The organism is Povalibacter uvarum (genome assembly GCF_014202975.1).
GTDB classification, from domain to species: domain Bacteria; phylum Pseudomonadota; class Gammaproteobacteria; order Steroidobacterales; family Steroidobacteraceae; genus Steroidobacter; species Steroidobacter uvarum.
In genome coordinates this window covers 495,563-510,920 of sequence record NZ_JACHHZ010000003.1, presented here as the reverse complement: position 1 = coordinate 510,920, position 15,358 = coordinate 495,563, and the positions used below count along the sequence as shown (strand labels likewise).

Annotated in this window: 11 protein-coding genes; 8 read left to right on the top strand and 3 right to left on the bottom strand. The window is 62.9% G+C overall.

Annotated elements, in window-relative coordinates:
• Positions 1 to 16 precede the first annotated feature (16 nt).
• Both HNQ60_RS13540 and HNQ60_RS13535 read left to right on the top strand, forming a co-directional pair.
• Positions 17 to 664 carry an HAD family hydrolase gene (locus tag HNQ60_RS13540; RefSeq protein ID WP_184332615.1) on the top strand — a complete coding sequence of 216 codons (648 nt, stop codon included), beginning with the start codon at positions 17 to 19 and terminating at the stop codon, positions 662 to 664.
• Positions 665 to 930: 266 nt separating this feature from the next.
• Entirely contained in the window at positions 931 to 1,722 is a 792-nt protein-coding gene (locus HNQ60_RS13535; protein ID WP_221304193.1) for a DUF899 domain-containing protein, read from the top strand.
• Positions 1,723 to 1,730: 8 nt separating this feature from the next.
• Here HNQ60_RS13535 and HNQ60_RS13530 read toward each other — a convergent pair whose 3' ends face one another.
• Positions 1,731 to 3,293: a tetratricopeptide repeat protein gene (locus tag HNQ60_RS13530; protein WP_184332613.1), complete on the bottom strand. Its 1,563-nt coding sequence runs from the start codon at positions 3,291 to 3,293 to the stop codon at positions 1,731 to 1,733.
• A gap of 175 nt (positions 3,294 to 3,468) precedes the next feature.
• On the opposite strand from HNQ60_RS13530, the gene HNQ60_RS13525 reads away from it, so the two are divergent.
• Complete coding sequence (locus tag HNQ60_RS13525; protein ID WP_184332611.1) at positions 3,469 to 4,068, top strand: OmpW/AlkL family protein; 600 nt, start codon at positions 3,469 to 3,471, stop codon at positions 4,066 to 4,068.
• A 3-nt stretch (positions 4,069 to 4,071) separates the two neighbouring features.
• Here the strand turns inward: HNQ60_RS13525 and HNQ60_RS13520 are convergent, their stop codons facing one another.
• The gene (locus HNQ60_RS13520; protein WP_184332610.1) at positions 4,072 to 5,580 is read right to left on the bottom strand and encodes an FAD-dependent oxidoreductase; all 1,509 of its coding nucleotides are present in this window, start codon (positions 5,578 to 5,580) and stop codon (positions 4,072 to 4,074) included.
• A gap of 24 nt (positions 5,581 to 5,604) precedes the next feature.
• Positions 5,605 to 6,459: a methyltransferase domain-containing protein gene (locus HNQ60_RS13515; RefSeq protein ID WP_221304192.1), complete on the bottom strand. Its 855-nt coding sequence runs from the start codon at positions 6,457 to 6,459 to the stop codon at positions 5,605 to 5,607.
• A 207-nt stretch (positions 6,460 to 6,666) separates the two neighbouring features.
• On the opposite strand from HNQ60_RS13515, the gene HNQ60_RS13510 reads away from it, so the two are divergent.
• The 5 genes from HNQ60_RS13510 to HNQ60_RS13490 all read left to right on the top strand — a co-directional run bounded on the left by HNQ60_RS13510 (position 6,667) and on the right by HNQ60_RS13490 (position 15,350).
• Positions 6,667 to 7,743, top strand: coding sequence for an alpha/beta fold hydrolase (locus HNQ60_RS13510; protein WP_184332606.1), 1,077 nt, complete (start codon positions 6,667 to 6,669; stop codon positions 7,741 to 7,743).
• 407 nt (positions 7,744 to 8,150) lie between these two features.
• Positions 8,151 to 10,433, top strand: coding sequence for a glycosyltransferase family 4 protein (locus HNQ60_RS13505; protein ID WP_184332604.1), 2,283 nt, complete (start codon positions 8,151 to 8,153; stop codon positions 10,431 to 10,433).
• Between the two features lie 38 nt (positions 10,434 to 10,471).
• Positions 10,472 to 11,767, top strand: coding sequence for a glycoside hydrolase family 130 protein (locus tag HNQ60_RS13500; protein ID WP_184332602.1), 1,296 nt, complete (start codon positions 10,472 to 10,474; stop codon positions 11,765 to 11,767).
• A 169-nt stretch (positions 11,768 to 11,936) separates the two neighbouring features.
• Positions 11,937 to 14,141: a PAS domain-containing sensor histidine kinase gene (locus HNQ60_RS13495; RefSeq protein ID WP_184332600.1), complete on the top strand. Its 2,205-nt coding sequence runs from the start codon at positions 11,937 to 11,939 to the stop codon at positions 14,139 to 14,141.
• A gap of 81 nt (positions 14,142 to 14,222) precedes the next feature.
• Positions 14,223 to 15,350: a dipeptidase gene (locus HNQ60_RS13490; protein WP_184332598.1), complete on the top strand. Its 1,128-nt coding sequence runs from the start codon at positions 14,223 to 14,225 to the stop codon at positions 15,348 to 15,350.
• The last annotated feature ends 8 nt before the right edge of the window (positions 15,351 to 15,358 follow it).

The following is a 15,358-nucleotide window of genomic DNA, read 5'->3' as shown; positions in this document are numbered from 1 at the left end:
TGCGTACGATGCCCTCATGCTGAACATTGCATTCGATTGCGACGGCACTCTTGTCGACAGCGAACCCCTTCACAACCGAGCCGACGTCGCCGTACTGGCGCGATACGGCCTCGCGATCGACCCGCACGAGCATCTCAGGCGCTCAACCGGGATCGGTCGCTCCGCGATGATGCGAATCATCGAGCAGGAACGCGGAATCCAGCTGCCGCAAGACATCGTGCAGCAGATCGAAACCGAACTGCATCGCCTCGTCGCCAACGAACTGAAACCGATCCCTCGCGTGCCGCAGGTGCTTGCCGCGCTGGCGGAGCGCGGTGCACGGATGGCGGTCGCGTCGAACTCGCACAGCGACTACATCGATCAGGCACTACGAACGTGCGGAATCCGCGACCACTTTGGTGATCGCATTTCCTCATCGGATCGCGTCGAACATCTCAAGCCGGCGCCAGATATCTACCTGCTGGCAGCCCGCATGCTGGACACGAGACCTGAGCAATGCATCGCGGTCGAGGATTCGCAAGCTGGCGTGGTCGCAGCACATGCCTCTGGGATGCACGCGATTGCGTATTGCCCGCCAGGGCATGTCTTCACACCTGCGCAACTGAAGGACGCGGGTGCCCGTGACGTGATCACGGACTTCCAGGACCTGCTCGATCTGATCTGATCTGATCTGATCTGAATCCTGTCGGTTCACTCCTACTGTGGGTCCGGCTTTGGCCGGACGTGACGCCGCAGGCGCAAGAATGCCTTCGGCATGACGTCCGACTAAAGTCGGACCCACAACAAGGCGCCCCCTCTGGCCGCCACACTTGTTACTCCCACCGCTTTAAGTCGGGCGAGCACACTGTGCTTCGTCTTGAAGATACGGATTCCCGCCTGCGCGGGAATGACGAAGCGCGATCCTGCGCCGAACCTGACGTGGAGATTTCAATGAGCAAGAAGCCCCCCGAGAAACGCCCCGATAAACGCAACGACTCGATGAAAACCCCGCCGGTCGTCTCGAAACAGGAATGGGAAGCTGCGTGGGCCCGGATGCTGGTCAAGGAAAAGGCATTCACTCGTAGCCGCGACGCGCTCGCAGCCGAGCGGCGACGAATGCCATGGCTCGCAGTCGAGAAGAACTATGAATTCGATGGCCCCAGGGGCAAGGTCAGCCTGCTCGACCTCTTCGAGGGTCGGCGTCAATTGATCATCTACCGTGCGTTCTTCGAACCCGGTGTGCATGGCTGGCCCGGGCACGGGTGCATCGGTTGCTCGATGGTTGCGGATCAGGTGAGCCACCTCTCCCATCTGAACGCCCGAGACACGACGCTCGCGTTCGCATCACGCGCACCGCAAACCGACATCACGAGACTGAAGTCTCAGATGGGCTGGACCGACATCCCCTGGTACACGCTCACCGACAGCTTCGACGCCGACTTCGGTGTCGACGAATGGCACGGTCACAATGCGTTCATTCGCGATGGCGAAAAGATCTTCCGTACCTATTTCATCAATGGCCGCGGCGACGAAGCGATCGGGACGGTGTGGAGCTACCTCGACATGACTGCGCTCGGCCGACAGGAGCTCTGGGAAGACTCACCCGAGGGATATCCTCAGGAGAAGCCGTACAAGTGGTGGAACTGGCACGACAGCTACGTGCCGGATGCGGCGCCCGATCCGAAGTGGATCGAAGTGTCGGACGCCGGCGAGGCTGCATTTCGCAAACGCGATGGCGGGTGACGTCGCCTCTACTCGGCGGGCTTCTCGCTGATCGTGTCCATCACCTCCGGCAGATCTTTGCCGTCGCGGATGGCGTCGATCATCGCGGCCACTTGCCCAGCCAGTTCGGGGCTGTGCGGATTGCTGGCGAAAGGCTGGAGGACGTGAACAGCCGCCTCCCGATCGCCGGCCCGCAGACTGATAGTGGCCGCGTGCATGGCGTACTCGAATACGCTGGGCGCCAGCACCGCCGCGCCCATGGCCGAGTTCACGACGGCCTTGCTCGGCGTACTGTAGTCATCGAGGCTCTTCGCCAGGAAATACAGATTCGGCGCGTACAGCTTGTCCAGGCGGTAAGCGATCAGGAACTCGCGGCTGGCTTTGGTCATCAGGTCCGCGCGTTGCGCGTCTGAAGTCTGCGCCGCTTCGTAGTAGCTGCGACCCAGCAGGTACAGCACGTCGAAATTCGAAGGCTCCTGTTTGACCAGCAATTCGAGTTCCTTCCGCGCGGATTCGCGATCCCCGAACAGCAGCTCAGCACGGCTCAGCTCGATGCGAAAGGCCGTTTCACGGTCGTGCTTTGCTTTCATGGCGCGAAGCGATTCCAGTATGTGCTTCCCCTGCTCCTGTGCGGGGCACGTCCGGTTAACGGAGGCGGACAGAAGATAGTCGCCCTGCTCCTTCGGCAACTCAGCGATCCTGACCGCCGCTTCCGGCAGCTGCGGCACCTTCACGCGCATACCCGGTAGTCGGCGCATGTGAGCGCGGAGCGCCTTGTCGAGCTTCGCGGCTGTCATGCCCGTTGCCGCCTCGAACGCCGGCAGCGCATCCTCGCCCCGGCCCACGCTTTCGAAATACTGATTGAAGCCCTTCACCCGGTCGGAATCGCTGAGCATGTAGTGCGCGAGCAGCCACGCCTGCGCGTAGAACTGCAACGAATCGACCTGCTTCGCCTTCACGGCTTCCGCGAACCGCTTCGGGTCCAGCATCACATCCCAGCCGATCCACACGCGGCTGGCACTTTCGAGCCACAAGAGTCTTTCCTGCTGGCTGGCCCCGATCGAATAGACATTGCCGCGCAGAGAGACGGTGCTCAGATACTCGGCGAAACCTTCGACGTACCAGGCCGGATAGAAACCTCGCAGGCGTGAATACATCACATGATGCGCATACTCGTGCAGCAGCACGCGCAGCCCGGCTTCCTGCTCACCGAGCGCGGTGGGCGGCTGATATGCGTAGGCCTGCGCCCCTTCGATGCAATGAAGATAGACGCCCGCAACGTACTGGTGAAAGTCAGGACGTACGACACGCAGGTCATCGCGATCCTCGAGCAGGTAGATCGTGAAGCGCGCCGTACGGGCCGCGCTCTCTTCGCCCGATCCCAGCAGCATCTCGGAAAGGAACTTGAACGCCTCGAGCTGTTCGAGGTACTCGCGCGTCGCGGAGCGACCCACATCGCTGTAGATGACGAAGTGATCCGTCTCGGCACGCAGCCAATCCGCGCCATTCGCCGATTGGCAGAAGCCACCAATGACCGCCAGGGCCGCGATCAGTCTTCGCCGAGCCCCGCCCGAGCAGCGCGTCGATCCCATGGATTGTCCTGATTATTGTTGAAATCTTCCGGCGGTTTCCGGGCCGCCGTGCTGAGGGCGCCATGTTACGACAGACAAGAGGAACCCCGCATCCCTTCAGGGGAGCACCGGATGGTGCACAGCAGCGTGTGATCGAAGAATACGGCTGCAATCTCAAGAGTGATCGGAGTTCTGTATGAAACCCTATTCATTGATCGTCGCCACCGCGCTCGCGGGCCTGGCTCCCGTCGTGCACGCACAGGATGCCGGCGACTGGATCTTTCGCATCGGCGTGCACTCCGTGCAGCCGAGATCGGACAATCATTCGCTCGTGAATGTCGACGGCAGCACGAACCTGACATTCAACGGCACGTACATGCTGACGTCGCACTGGGGGCTGGAAGTCCTTGCAGCGCTTCCATTCGAGCACGACATCAATCTGAACGGCGGGGATCGCGTTGCGACGACGAAGGAACTGCCGCCGACCGTGAGCCTGCAGTATCACTTCAATCCGAACGGAACCGTGCGACCGTATGCGGGACTCGGCCTCAACTACACGCTTTTCTTCGATGAGAAGACATCGGGCGCACTGAGCGGCGCCGATCTCGAGCTGGATCCGTCCTTCGGGCTGGCGGCGCAACTGGGCATCGACGTCGCCCTGAGGAACGACTGGTTCGTCAATGCGGACGTCCGTTATCTGGATATCGACACGGATGCGACGGTCGATGGCGCCAGCATCGGGACGGTCGAAATCGATCCGTACGCGATCGGCCTCTCGATCGGCAAGCGGTTCTGATGCTCAAGCCGCCTGCCGCTCACGATCGTGAGACGACGCCTTCTGATCGTAGCGGCTCGTTCGTGCGGGAGGTCGACTAAGGTTCTGCCACAGCACCCTGAGCATCGTTGCCGGCTGAAACAGCGACACAGGCGAAGCGATCATCTGCACGACGCGCACGAATGCAAGTGCCACGGTCGAATCGTACTGCGCGGCATGAAAGAGCCGGTGCAGATAGCGATTCACGATTCGCGTCGAAAACGCCTCGTCTCCAAAGACACCAGGAATCGCCAGGTCCGAACCCGCAGCGATCCGCCACGGCGTATCGATCACCCTGGCGCAGGCGGCGAAGAACCGACGATGCAGGTTCGTCCGCGATTTCCTGAGCGCCTGACGCAACTCGAGCGCCTCGCACGCTGCAACGGTCATTCCCTGGCCATAGATGGGATTGAAGCTTGCGATGGCATCCCCGACCACGAGATATCCGGCGGGAAAGTGATCGAGCTTCTCGTACAGACGACGCTGACTGTGCGGGAAGCCGAAGCGCGTCACGCCGCCGAGCATTCGGGCTCTTTGAGTGACGCGAATGATTTCATCCGCGCCGGTGACAATCGCACGGTGATGCATGCCCAGCGCATCTTCCGGTGGGCGGTCTGCCGCGTAGCCCGCGAGCGTCACGACCCAGCGCTTCGGGGAGCTCACTGTGTCCACCGGTTCCTGGGCGAGAAGCACTCCCGGCCAGGGGTGATCGGGAGTTGCTGAACTGATGGCGCCGGCAAGGTCACCTTCGTCGTCTTTGCGTTCGTAATAGGCGGTGGCGTATTGAACGTTGACGCAGATGCGCTCTTCAGTAGCCGACGCAAAGCCCCACTTCTCCAGCCATCGCGGTGTGCGCGATCCGCGGCCAGTAGCGTCGATGACGAGATCGGCCAACCACGTCTCAGCGTCGTCAGGAACGCGCATGCCGTGCGCGGGATCGAGATGCACCACCGCCGCCTCGGCATCGGGGGCTTTCGATCGACGCACGCGCACCCGCACACCGGCAACGGCCTGACGTGCGGTGTCGAACACCGGTTCCACTACGTCGATGCGGTCGCAGAGACGGACATTTGGCAGTGCCTTCACGCGACGCCGCACTTCGTCCTCGATGACCGGCCGGCTTGCGCAGACACCCACGCGCCCGCCGATGCCGGAGGCGAAGCGACGGCCACCAGCGAGGAATGCCAGATTGCGTTGCATGTCGCCGACGAAACCGCCGCGACGCTGCAAAGACTCCGTGAAGCCGGGAAACAGCTCCTCCAGCACTTCGCGACCGCGCACCAGCAGTCCATGCGCATGGCCCGCATGCGGCGTGCCTTTGCGCAGTGCCGGCCAGTCGGGCAATGCGTCACGCTCGATGAGGAGCACTTCATCGAAGCGCTCGCTCAGAACCCGCGCAGCGAGAAGGCCCGCCATGCTCGCACCCATCACGATGGCGCGATTCGGGCAGAGCGTGTCGATACGATCCTGGTCACCACGTTCACTGGAGTTCATCGTCGTCTTCCCCACGAGAGTCATTCAGTTCATCGCGTCCGCTGCGGGCTTACGCTTCCAGGTCGCGGTGAGATCCGGCCAGCGCATGAAGGAGTCGGATCCCGCCGCGGCACGCAGATCGAACTCGAGACGCGTGAGCGCATGCTGGTCGGCGAGTCGATGTCGAAGGATCTGCGGTCGCAGGCTGTCGAGCAGATCGCCCAGCATGTGAGTGCTCGGCGCGGCCGGCAGCATGACGCTCGAAACGGTGCAGGCGTCCGGGCTGCCGATGCCCGCTTCGATGAATAGACTCGGAATGCGGGTCCCGATCTCGATGTCCCGCCCACAACGACGGAATGTGTCGTTACACAGGCGCAGCGTGCGTTCGATCACAGGAATCTGCGCGGCACTGCGCGTGACGGTGATGTCGTAGTCCATGATCAACAGCGTTCCGCCCGGGCGCACCCATTCCCAGAGCCGACGCAGCGCGGCGACCGGGTCGGCGAGGTGAAACAGCAGCAAGCGCGCGAAGACGAGATCGAACGGCGCCTGATTGATCCGCGTCACTTCCGCGATGTCGCCCATGATGAAGCTGTAGACGTCCGGGCCGGTCTGGCTGAGCTGCTCTATCGCGTGACCGGCCAGCACGGCGTCGACGTCCATGCCAACCACCCGGCCGGCCGCACCGACGCGATCGGCCATCAATCTCATGACGTCGCAGGACCCGCAGCCTGCATCGAGAACACTGTGGCCGGCTTCCAGGCCCGCCCGTTCCAGGGCCTGTCGGGTGACCGGTTCCCAGATCTGCGCCTGTCGCGTCAGACGTTCGTACTCGCGCTGAGTCCGCCCCAGCACGTAAGCATCCAGTGCACTCTCCCGGTGTTCCACGTCCGCCCTCATATGCATATGATCGTCCCCGGACGGCTCGTGCCATCCGCTTGCTTGTTGCGAGGTGGCATTCTCCGCAGCCGGCGTGGTCCGGTCTGCGGGCAGATGTCCCGCGGGGCGCGGGTTCCCGGAATCGAACGAGCAAGGCGGCGGGACAAGTGTCCCGACCTGCCCGCCAGGACCGTCATTCATGCCCATTCGTCCAGCAGCCGAGATTCCATGAGCATTCCGCGGCAACAGATCCGTTTCGCACGAGCCCACGACGGCGTGCGGCTGGCGTATGCCGTCTCGGGCTCGGGCGAACCGGTGGTCATCAAGGCGGCGACCTGGCTTTCGCACATCGAGCAGGATTGGGAGAGTCCGGTCTGGAACCACCTCCTGCGCGAGCTGTCGGTGCGGTCCACTTTCGTGCGATACGACGAGCGCGGTTGCGGGCTGTCGGATTGGGATGTGGCCGATCTCAGCTTCGAGAGCTGGGTGCGCGACCTGGAAACTGTCGCGGATGCGGTCGGTGCCGAGCGTTTCGCGCTCCTCGGCATCTCCCAGGGTGCCGCTGTCGCCATCGCTTACGCCGTGCGACATCCGGAACGCGTCTCGCACCTGGTGCTGCACGGCGGCTACGCTCGCGGTCGCCTGATCCGCAGCAACACGGACGAACAACGCGAGGAAGCCGAGATGATGTGCCGCCTGGCGCAGCTCGGGTGGGGCAAGCAGGACCCTTCGTTCAGGCAGTTCTTCACGACCCAGTTCATTCCCGGCGGCACACCGGAACAGCACGAATGGTTCAACGAGATGGAGCGCCTGTCGACATCGCCGCAGAATGCCGCGCGATTCATGCGCGAGTTCAACGTGATCGACGTGACGCACCTGCTGCGCGAAGTCGAATGCCCGACCCTGATCCTGCACAGCGTCAATGATGTTCGCGTTCCCTTCGAAGAAGGACGCCTGCTCGCCCGCGGCATCGAGGATGCGGAGTTCGTCTCCATCGACAGCGGCAATCATCTGCTGCTCGAACACGAACGCGGCTGGCAGCGCTGGATCGACGCCGTGCGTCAGTTTCTGCCGGACACGTCTGTCGCACCCGGCCCCGCCGCTTTCGCATCGTTGTCTCCGCGCCAGCAGGAGATCCTCGAACTGATCGCCCGCGCTCGTGACAACGCCCAGATCGCCGCGACACTCAACGTCTCGGAAAAGACGGTACGCAACCAGGTGTCGCTGATCTTCGAAAAGCTCGGGGTGGAGAGCCGCGCTCAGGCCGTAGTGCTCGCGCGCGACGCCGGGCTGGGGCAGAGCTGACTGCCAGCGTAGGGAGGCGCAGGACAAGAGCGACCGACGAACCCGGGCTTATCGACTGCGAGGAACGGTCCCGGCAATTAAGCCAAGCGGGACCGGCGCAGACACTGTACAGTGCAGTCGGGCCTGAACCTTTCTCTTTACTTCCTTTGGCCGGGCGCATCCTGCGCAGTCGCGGTCAACTCAACTAAACCGAATCGTTTTCGTACCGACGCGAACAGTGTCCCGGCTGTTTCCATCCATGACCCGTGGCACCTGCACTCGCATGCGCAGGAGCCTTCGTACCGTCACATCACCGAAAGCGGCACGTGCCGCAGAAGTCGAGGTGCCCGAAACGAGCCTGACGAGGCGCGGCATCAAATTCACCACCGGTCGCGTGCTTACGCGGCGTTACCCATGGAGGTGCAGGCATGACCGCACTCAGGCGTCTGGCATTTATCGGCAATTCGCTTCCGCGACGTTGCGGCATCGCGACGTTCACGACGGATCTGCAGCAGGCGGTCGCCAACGCGCGTCCGGAAGTGGACGTCGCCATCGTCGCAATGACAGATCATGGTCGCGTTTACGACTACCCCTCTGTCGTCCGCATGCAGATCAACGATGACAGGCAGACGGAATACGAGGAGGCCGCGGACTTCCTGAACGCAGGTCAGTTCGACATCGTCTGCGTGCAGCACGAGTTCGGCATCTTCGGCGGTGAGGCGGGCGGTCACCTGCTTGCGTTGCTCTCGCGCCTGACCATGCCCATCGTCACGACGCTGCACACCGTGCTCGCCGAACCGCGACCGGCCCAGCGAGCCGTCATGAAGCGACTCGTCGATCTCTCCGCGAAGATCGTCGTCATGGCCGAGAAGGCGAGAGAGCTGCTGCGCAACGTCTACGACGTAGCCGCGGAGAAGATCGAGGTCATTCCGCACGGCATTCCCGATGCTGCTTTCGTCGAGCCCGACGCGGCCAAGGCTCGCCTGGGGTTCGACGGCAGGACGGTCATGCTCACCTTCGGACTGCTCTCTCCCAACAAAGGCATCGAGGTCATGATCGATGCCATGCCGGCAATTCTGCGCAGCCGACCGGATGCGGTGTACGTCGTCCTCGGCGCAACGCATCCCAACCTGGTGCACAGCGAAGGCGAGGCTTATCGCGAACGGCTGCAGGCCCGCGTGCACGCGCTGGGCCTGGAGAAGCAGGTCGTTTTCCTGAATCGATTCGTCGACCAGCCGACGCTGCTCGATTTCATCTCGATGTGCGATGTCTACGTCACCCCCTATCTCAACGAGGCGCAGATGACGTCCGGCACGCTGGCGTACAGTTTCGGGCTGGGAAAAGCTGTCGTGTCCACACCCTACTGGCATGCACGTGAACTGCTCGCAGATGGGCGCGGCATTCTTGTGCCGTTCGGCGACGCGGCAGCCATCGGCGCCGAGATCGCGCGACTGCTGTGCAACGACAACAGGCGGCAGGCCATGCGCACGGAAGCCTATGCGAACAGCCGCTCGATGACATGGAAACGAACGGCGGAACGCTACTTCGCGACGTTCGATCGGATACGGCGCCTGCAGCGACTCAAGGTCATCGCTTCGCCGGGCGAAGGCACGGTGCAGGAGAGTCCGCCCTTGCCGGCCATGCAGCTCGGTTACTTCTTCTCCATGTGCGACGACACCGGGTTGTTCCAGCACGCGATTCATTCTGTACCCGATCGTTCGCACGGCTATTGCGTGGATGACAATGCCCGCGCACTCCTGGTCGCCTGCGCGCTCAACACCGGCGGCGAACATCGCATGCCCGATGCGCTGACCACCCGGATCGCGGCCTTCGTCCAGCACGCCTGGAACGCCGACACCCGGCGATTCCGGAACTTCATGAGTTTCGAACGCCGCTGGCTCGAAGACAGCGGTTCGGAGGACAGCAATGGACGAACGCTCTGGGCGCTCGGCGAGTGCTCGCGGGACGATTCGAGCGCTACACGACGTCAATGGGCTGTTGCGTTGTTTGCCGAAGCATTGCCCAGTGCGGAAAGCTTTCACTCGCCACGTGCGTGGGCCTTCACGCTCCTCGGACTGGATGCGTATTGCACCGTAGCCCCACAGGATTCCCGGGCCCCGTCGATGCGGCGGCTCCTCGCCGACAGATTGATGTCCGTCCTGGCGTCGGTCGAGACTGAAGACTGGGTCTGGTTCGAAGAGGTTCTGGCTTACGACAACGCGCGGCTGTCGCAGGCCCTGATCGTAACCGGTCTCGCCGCTGGCGTTCCCGCGTACGCGGCAGCCGGTCGGCGATCGTTGCGCTGGCTCATGGCACTGCAAAGAAGCGTTGCAGGGCATTTTCGCCCTGTCGGCTCGGGCAGCTTCGGCGACAAGCGCCGTTTGCCGCGGTCGTTCGATCAGCAACCGCTGGAAGCGGCAGCCGCAATCTCTGCGTGTCTTGCTGCATGGCGTGCGGATGGCGATCCGCAATGGGCGTCCGATGCACAGCGGGCATTCGCATGGTTCCTCGGCAGCAACGATCTCTCCACACCGCTGGTCGATACGGAAACGGGTAGCTGTCGCGATGGGCTGCACGCCGACCGCGCCAACGAGAATCGCGGCGGCGAGTCCGCGGTGTCCTACTTGATGGGACTTGCCGAAATGCGTGAGTTCGCCCGCCTCGTCAGCAATCGGCCGAAGCCCGCGCGGCTGCGAATGCTGCGCGCCTGAATCCATTTCCAAGCTCCGCCGCACCGGCCGAGGGTGTCTTGTCGCAAGTTACGTCGCTCAACCGCCAGCCAGTCTGGCTACGGCCCAACCCTGCCCGAGTCGTCGTGCGTCCATTCCGGCCTGCGATCGAGCCGCGCGATCTGAACGCAACGGACAAGACGCGGGCGAACCATATCGTCGACCGGGTACTGGCACTCGATGCCGCGACAGCCGAGCTGCAGCTCGCGGATGTCCTGCAGAATTTCCAGGGCCGGCATCGCAACCTGCTCGAAGCGTTCGAATCGCGCGCCGATGACATGGAGGATGCGTTCGCGGCTCACAAGAACTTCACCAGAGTGCAGCGTCGGCTGGTCGGCGCGTACTTCCTGCACGAGTATTCGTTCGAGGCGGCGGCGCTGTTCAATCCGAGCATCGTCGATCATCCCGATCAATCCAATGTGCTGCCCGGCTCGCGACGCTTCATCCTGAGCGTGCGTGCCGTGGGCGAAGGACATATTTCCTCGCTGACCTTCCGCACCGGCACCATCTCTGTCGACGGCATCGTGACGCTCGACCCGACGGCACCGCTGGCCTCCATTCCGAAGGTGCAGAGCCGCACGACAGGTCCGCACGGCGATGAAGTCGAGCTGGTCTTCCGGCCGGACGAAGACGTCAGCGAACGCGTGATTTTTCCGGTGACGCTGACGCAGTCGAACGGCATCGAGGACGCCCGTTTCGTGAAGTTCGATGCCGGCGACCACATCGTTTACTACGCCACGTTCACGGCCTACAGCGGCCGGGAGATCCGGTCGGAACTGATCGCAACGACCGACTTCCTCTCCTTCCGCATCACGCCGCTGCAGGGAACGGCGGCCCGGAACAAGGGCATGGGCCTGTTCCCGCGCAAGTTCGGCGGCCAGTTCGCCATGATCGCCCGGCACGACAACGAGAACCTCTATCTGATCTACTCCGACGATCTGCACGTCTGGAACGGCGGGGCGGCAATCCTGAAACCGCAGTTCCCGTGGGAGTTCGTGCAGATCGGCAACTGCGGGGCGCCCATCGAACTCGACGAAGGCTGGCTGCTGCTGACCCATGGCGTGGGCCCGGTACGAAAATACTCGATCGGTGCCGTATTGCTCGACAAGGATGATCCGTCGAAGGTCATCGCGCGCTCACGGGAGCCCCTGATCCGCCCCGAGCCCGCCGAACGCGAAGGCTACGTTCCCAACGTCGTCTACACGTGCGGAGCCATGCGGCACGCGGATCAGATCATCCTGCCGTACGCCATCTCCGATACCTTCTGCAATTTCGCGAACATCCGCATCGACGCGCTGATCGGCATGCTGGATTAGCGTAAGAACTCGCGGCGCCTGCGTGCGCCGGACTTGCGCTTCGACCGGACTTGTTCGAACCTGCGCCCAGTCCGGTCGTCGTTGACGTCTTGTGGCGAAATCAACAGAACAATCTGAAGAAGCCGTGGCCCCGGCGCGGGGACCACAGGGAGAAAAGCGGCGCCACACGATGCTGGCCTCGAGTTGGCTGGTCGGCCTGCTTTGCTACGTACTGCTCATCGCGCTCGGCGATCTCAGTTCGCGCGCGACGGCGATTCTGAACGACGTCGCCTGGAGCATCGCCTCGACCCTGGCGGCAATCAGCTCGTACAGGGCCGCCCGTGCAGTCGATGGACGCGAACGCTATGCGTGGCTGCTGTTCTTTGCGGCCGCGACAGCCTGGGCCATCGGCCAGCTCATCTGGAATGCGTACGAGATCGTGCTCGATGTTCCAGTGCCATTCCCGAGCTACTCGGACCTCGGCTATCTTGCGTTCGGTCCGCTGATGATCGCGGGCCTGCTCGTGCTCCGCAACACTCAGCCGGAACGCCCCCTGCGATGGCTGCGCGTTGCCAATCTCAGCCTGATTCTCTGCAGTTTCGCGGCCGTCCTTGTCATCGTGTTCACGCGACCTTTCCTGGCGCCCAGGCACACCCTGCCCGTCACGCTCATCGTGGTCAGCGAGAACGCGACCGTGGCTATCGCATTCGTTCTGGCCCTGTACCTGCTGTGGTCTTACCGCTGGGGGCATCGCCTGACACCCATAACGCTCCTGATGCTGTCGCTCGGGACGCAGATGGTTTCAGGCGTGCTGTACACGCGTGAGCTGATCATCGCCGCGTACGGAGCGACCAGTTTCTTCAACATCGGCTGGATCATCGCCTTTGCGCTTCATCAGTGGGCAGCCGAGATCCGACGCGATCCCCACGTCGCGACTGGCGAACGGCGACCCACCGCCGATCCGCAGGAATGGGTGGAGCTCCTCGTCCCCTCGTTTCTCCTGACGTGCATTGCGATGACCGCGTTCGCGCTGGCGCGCGAAATCAGTGCCGGAATGATTCAGATCGGCTCACTGGCCCTCATTGCATTCGCAGTCATCCTGGGAGTGCGGGAGTCGTGGCTGTATGCGCAAGGCCGGCGCCTGAGAGGGCAACTCGATCGGCAAGCAGCGGCGTTGAAGAAGTCCCGCGAGCGCTTCGACACGCTAGAACAGCGTCGCGGCGAGCTCGAACGAATGATCGAACTGACCGCGCGTGCAGGCGGAGTGGGACTCTGGGAATGGGACGTGCGGACCAACGCCGTGCGCTTCTCTCCCGAGTGGAAACGACAGCTCGGCTATGGCGAGCACGAGATGGCTGACAGCTTCGAGGAATGGAACAAGCGCCTGCATCCCGAGGATCGTGCCAGAGTCACTGCGGCGCTCGACGAATACCTGAAGGACCCGGTGGGCGAATACGTCAGCGAACAGCGCCTGCAGCATCGCGACGGCTCTTACAGATGGATCCTCGCGCAAGGCGGGATGCTCCACGACGATGCGGGCCGGATGTCGCGCATGCTGGGTTCGCATGTGGACATCACTACGTTCAAGGAACTGGAGCAGTCATTGCGCGACAGCGAAACCCGCTATCGCGAACTGGTCGACGATCTCGAACTGCGCGTGGCGGAGCGAACCCAGCAACTCACGGAAGCCTATCGTGAGTCGCAGAACTTCGCGTATGCAGTCGCGCACGACCTGAAGGCACCTTTGCGCGCCATCGATGGCTTCAACGCCCTGCTGCAGGAAAGCGCGCGCGATCGGCTTACAGACAATGAGCTGCGACTCATCGATCGGGCGCGACAGGGCTCGATCCGCATGGCAGCCCTCATCGAAGGCCTGCTGAACTACTCCAGGCTCGAGCATCGTGAGCAATGCGTGGCGGCGATCGACTGCGCAGAGATCGTCGACGATGTATTGCGGACGATGGCGGACTCTCTCCGGCAGGCCGATGCGAACGTCGATGTCGCGTTGTGCGATGTCCCCGTGATGGCGGATCGCGAAGGACTGGCGATCGTGCTCAGAAACCTGCTCGAGAACGCACTGAAGTTCTCGCGCGACGGCGTCACGCCGCGCATCCGCATCGAGTCCGCCATCGAAAACGGAGCGTATCTGCTCAGGATCAGCGACAACGGCATCGGCTTCGATTCCGAATACCGCGAGAAGATCTTCGAGATCTTCCAGCGCCTCCATGCATCGGGCTATGAAGGAACAGGCATCGGCCTCGCGCTCGTCCGCAAGGCCGTTCAGAGAATGCACGGCCGGGTCTGGGCCGACAGCGTTCCCGGTGAAGGCTCGACGTTCTTCGTGAGTCTCGAACCCGCAACCGGTACGCCACCTTCATCCAGCGACTCGCACTGAGCCTCGCGACATCCCGGCCTTCACGACGGCGAAGCTTTGGAGCTAATCTCTGCACGTCACTTACCGCGGGAGGCATTCGGAATGCTCGATCGACGCACGTTCATCGGTTCGGCCATGGCACTCAGTCTCGCCACCGCGGCTGGCGCAGCAACCCGGCGGTCGTACTCGAAGAATGCTTATTCTCGCGCCGTCGTCATCGATGGACTGGGCGGTCCCGGTGAGTTCGATCCCTCCGCGGGTCCGGATGCGCCGCTGTCTGCCCGCGCAATCGCAGATGTCAAAGCTTCGGGCGTCACGGCGATCAACGTAACCGTGAACAGCGTCGGCAACGGTCCTCGCAAGTTCGAGGAAACCGTCGCTGGCATCGGCTGGTGCGAGCGTGAGATCGGAGCGCATCCCGACGTGTTCCTGAAAGTGCTCACCGGCCGCGATTTGCAGACCGCGAAGTCGACGGGCCGGATGGGCCTGATCTACGGGTTCCAGGACACGACGATGCTGGATGCGGACCTGTCGCGCCTCCCTACGTTCCATGGGCTCGGCGTTCGCATCGTCCAGCCCGTCTACAACCGTCGCAATGTCATGGGCGATGGCTGTCTCGAACCCGCGGATGGCGGCCTGAGCTCACTCGGTCGCGAACTGATCGCCGAGCTCAATCGATTGAACATTCTCGTGGATCTGAGTCATGCCGGTCCGCGCACCATCAGTGAGGGCATCGCGGCATGCAAGTCGCCGATGGCCATCACGCATACGGGCTGTCGTGCGCTGGTCGACGTGCCGCGCAACACGCATGACCGCGAACTGAAAGCACTCGCGGACCGCGGCGGCGTCGCGGGCATCTACTTCATGCCGTTCCTGCGAGCCTCCGGACAGCCTCAGGCCGAGGACCTGATCCGGCATCTCGAACATGCAGTGAACGTTTGCGGCGAAGACCATGTCGGTCTCGGCACGGACGGCGTATTGTCAGCGGTGAAGCTCGATGCGCAGTACGCGGAATACCAGCGCAAGTTCTTCGAAGAACGTCAGAAGGCAGGCATTGCCGCGCCGGGCGAAGCAGCGGATGTGTTCAATCTGGTGCCGCAATACAACGATCCGCTGCGATTCCTGACGCTCGCGAATGATCTGGGCGCTCGCGGGTGGTCGCAGAAGAGGATCGACAAGGTTCTCGGAGGGAACTTTGCGCGGCTGTTTGCAGAGGTGTGGAAGGGATAACCGAATCC

What these genes read in the sequence shown, in the direction of transcription:
- HNQ60_RS13540 (WP_184332615.1), top strand. Translation starts at nt 17, where the DNA reads ATGCTGAACATTGCATTCGATTGCGACGGCACTCTTGTCGACAGCGAA.
- HNQ60_RS13535 (WP_221304193.1), top strand. Translation starts at nt 931, where the DNA reads ATGAGCAAGAAGCCCCCCGAGAAACGCCCCGATAAACGCAACGACTCG.
- HNQ60_RS13530 (WP_184332613.1), bottom strand. Translation starts at nt 3,293, where the DNA reads ATGGGATCGACGCGCTGCTCGGGCGGGGCTCGGCGAAGACTGATCGCG.
- HNQ60_RS13525 (WP_184332611.1), top strand. Translation starts at nt 3,469, where the DNA reads ATGAAACCCTATTCATTGATCGTCGCCACCGCGCTCGCGGGCCTGGCT.
- HNQ60_RS13520 (WP_184332610.1), bottom strand. Translation starts at nt 5,580, where the DNA reads ATGAACTCCAGTGAACGTGGTGACCAGGATCGTATCGACACGCTCTGC.
- HNQ60_RS13515 (WP_221304192.1), bottom strand. Translation starts at nt 6,459, where the DNA reads ATGAGGGCGGACGTGGAACACCGGGAGAGTGCACTGGATGCTTACGTG.
- HNQ60_RS13510 (WP_184332606.1), top strand. Translation starts at nt 6,667, where the DNA reads ATGAGCATTCCGCGGCAACAGATCCGTTTCGCACGAGCCCACGACGGC.
- HNQ60_RS13505 (WP_184332604.1), top strand. Translation starts at nt 8,151, where the DNA reads ATGACCGCACTCAGGCGTCTGGCATTTATCGGCAATTCGCTTCCGCGA.
- HNQ60_RS13495 (WP_184332600.1), top strand. Translation starts at nt 11,937, where the DNA reads ATGCTGGCCTCGAGTTGGCTGGTCGGCCTGCTTTGCTACGTACTGCTC.
- HNQ60_RS13490 (WP_184332598.1), top strand. Translation starts at nt 14,223, where the DNA reads ATGCTCGATCGACGCACGTTCATCGGTTCGGCCATGGCACTCAGTCTC.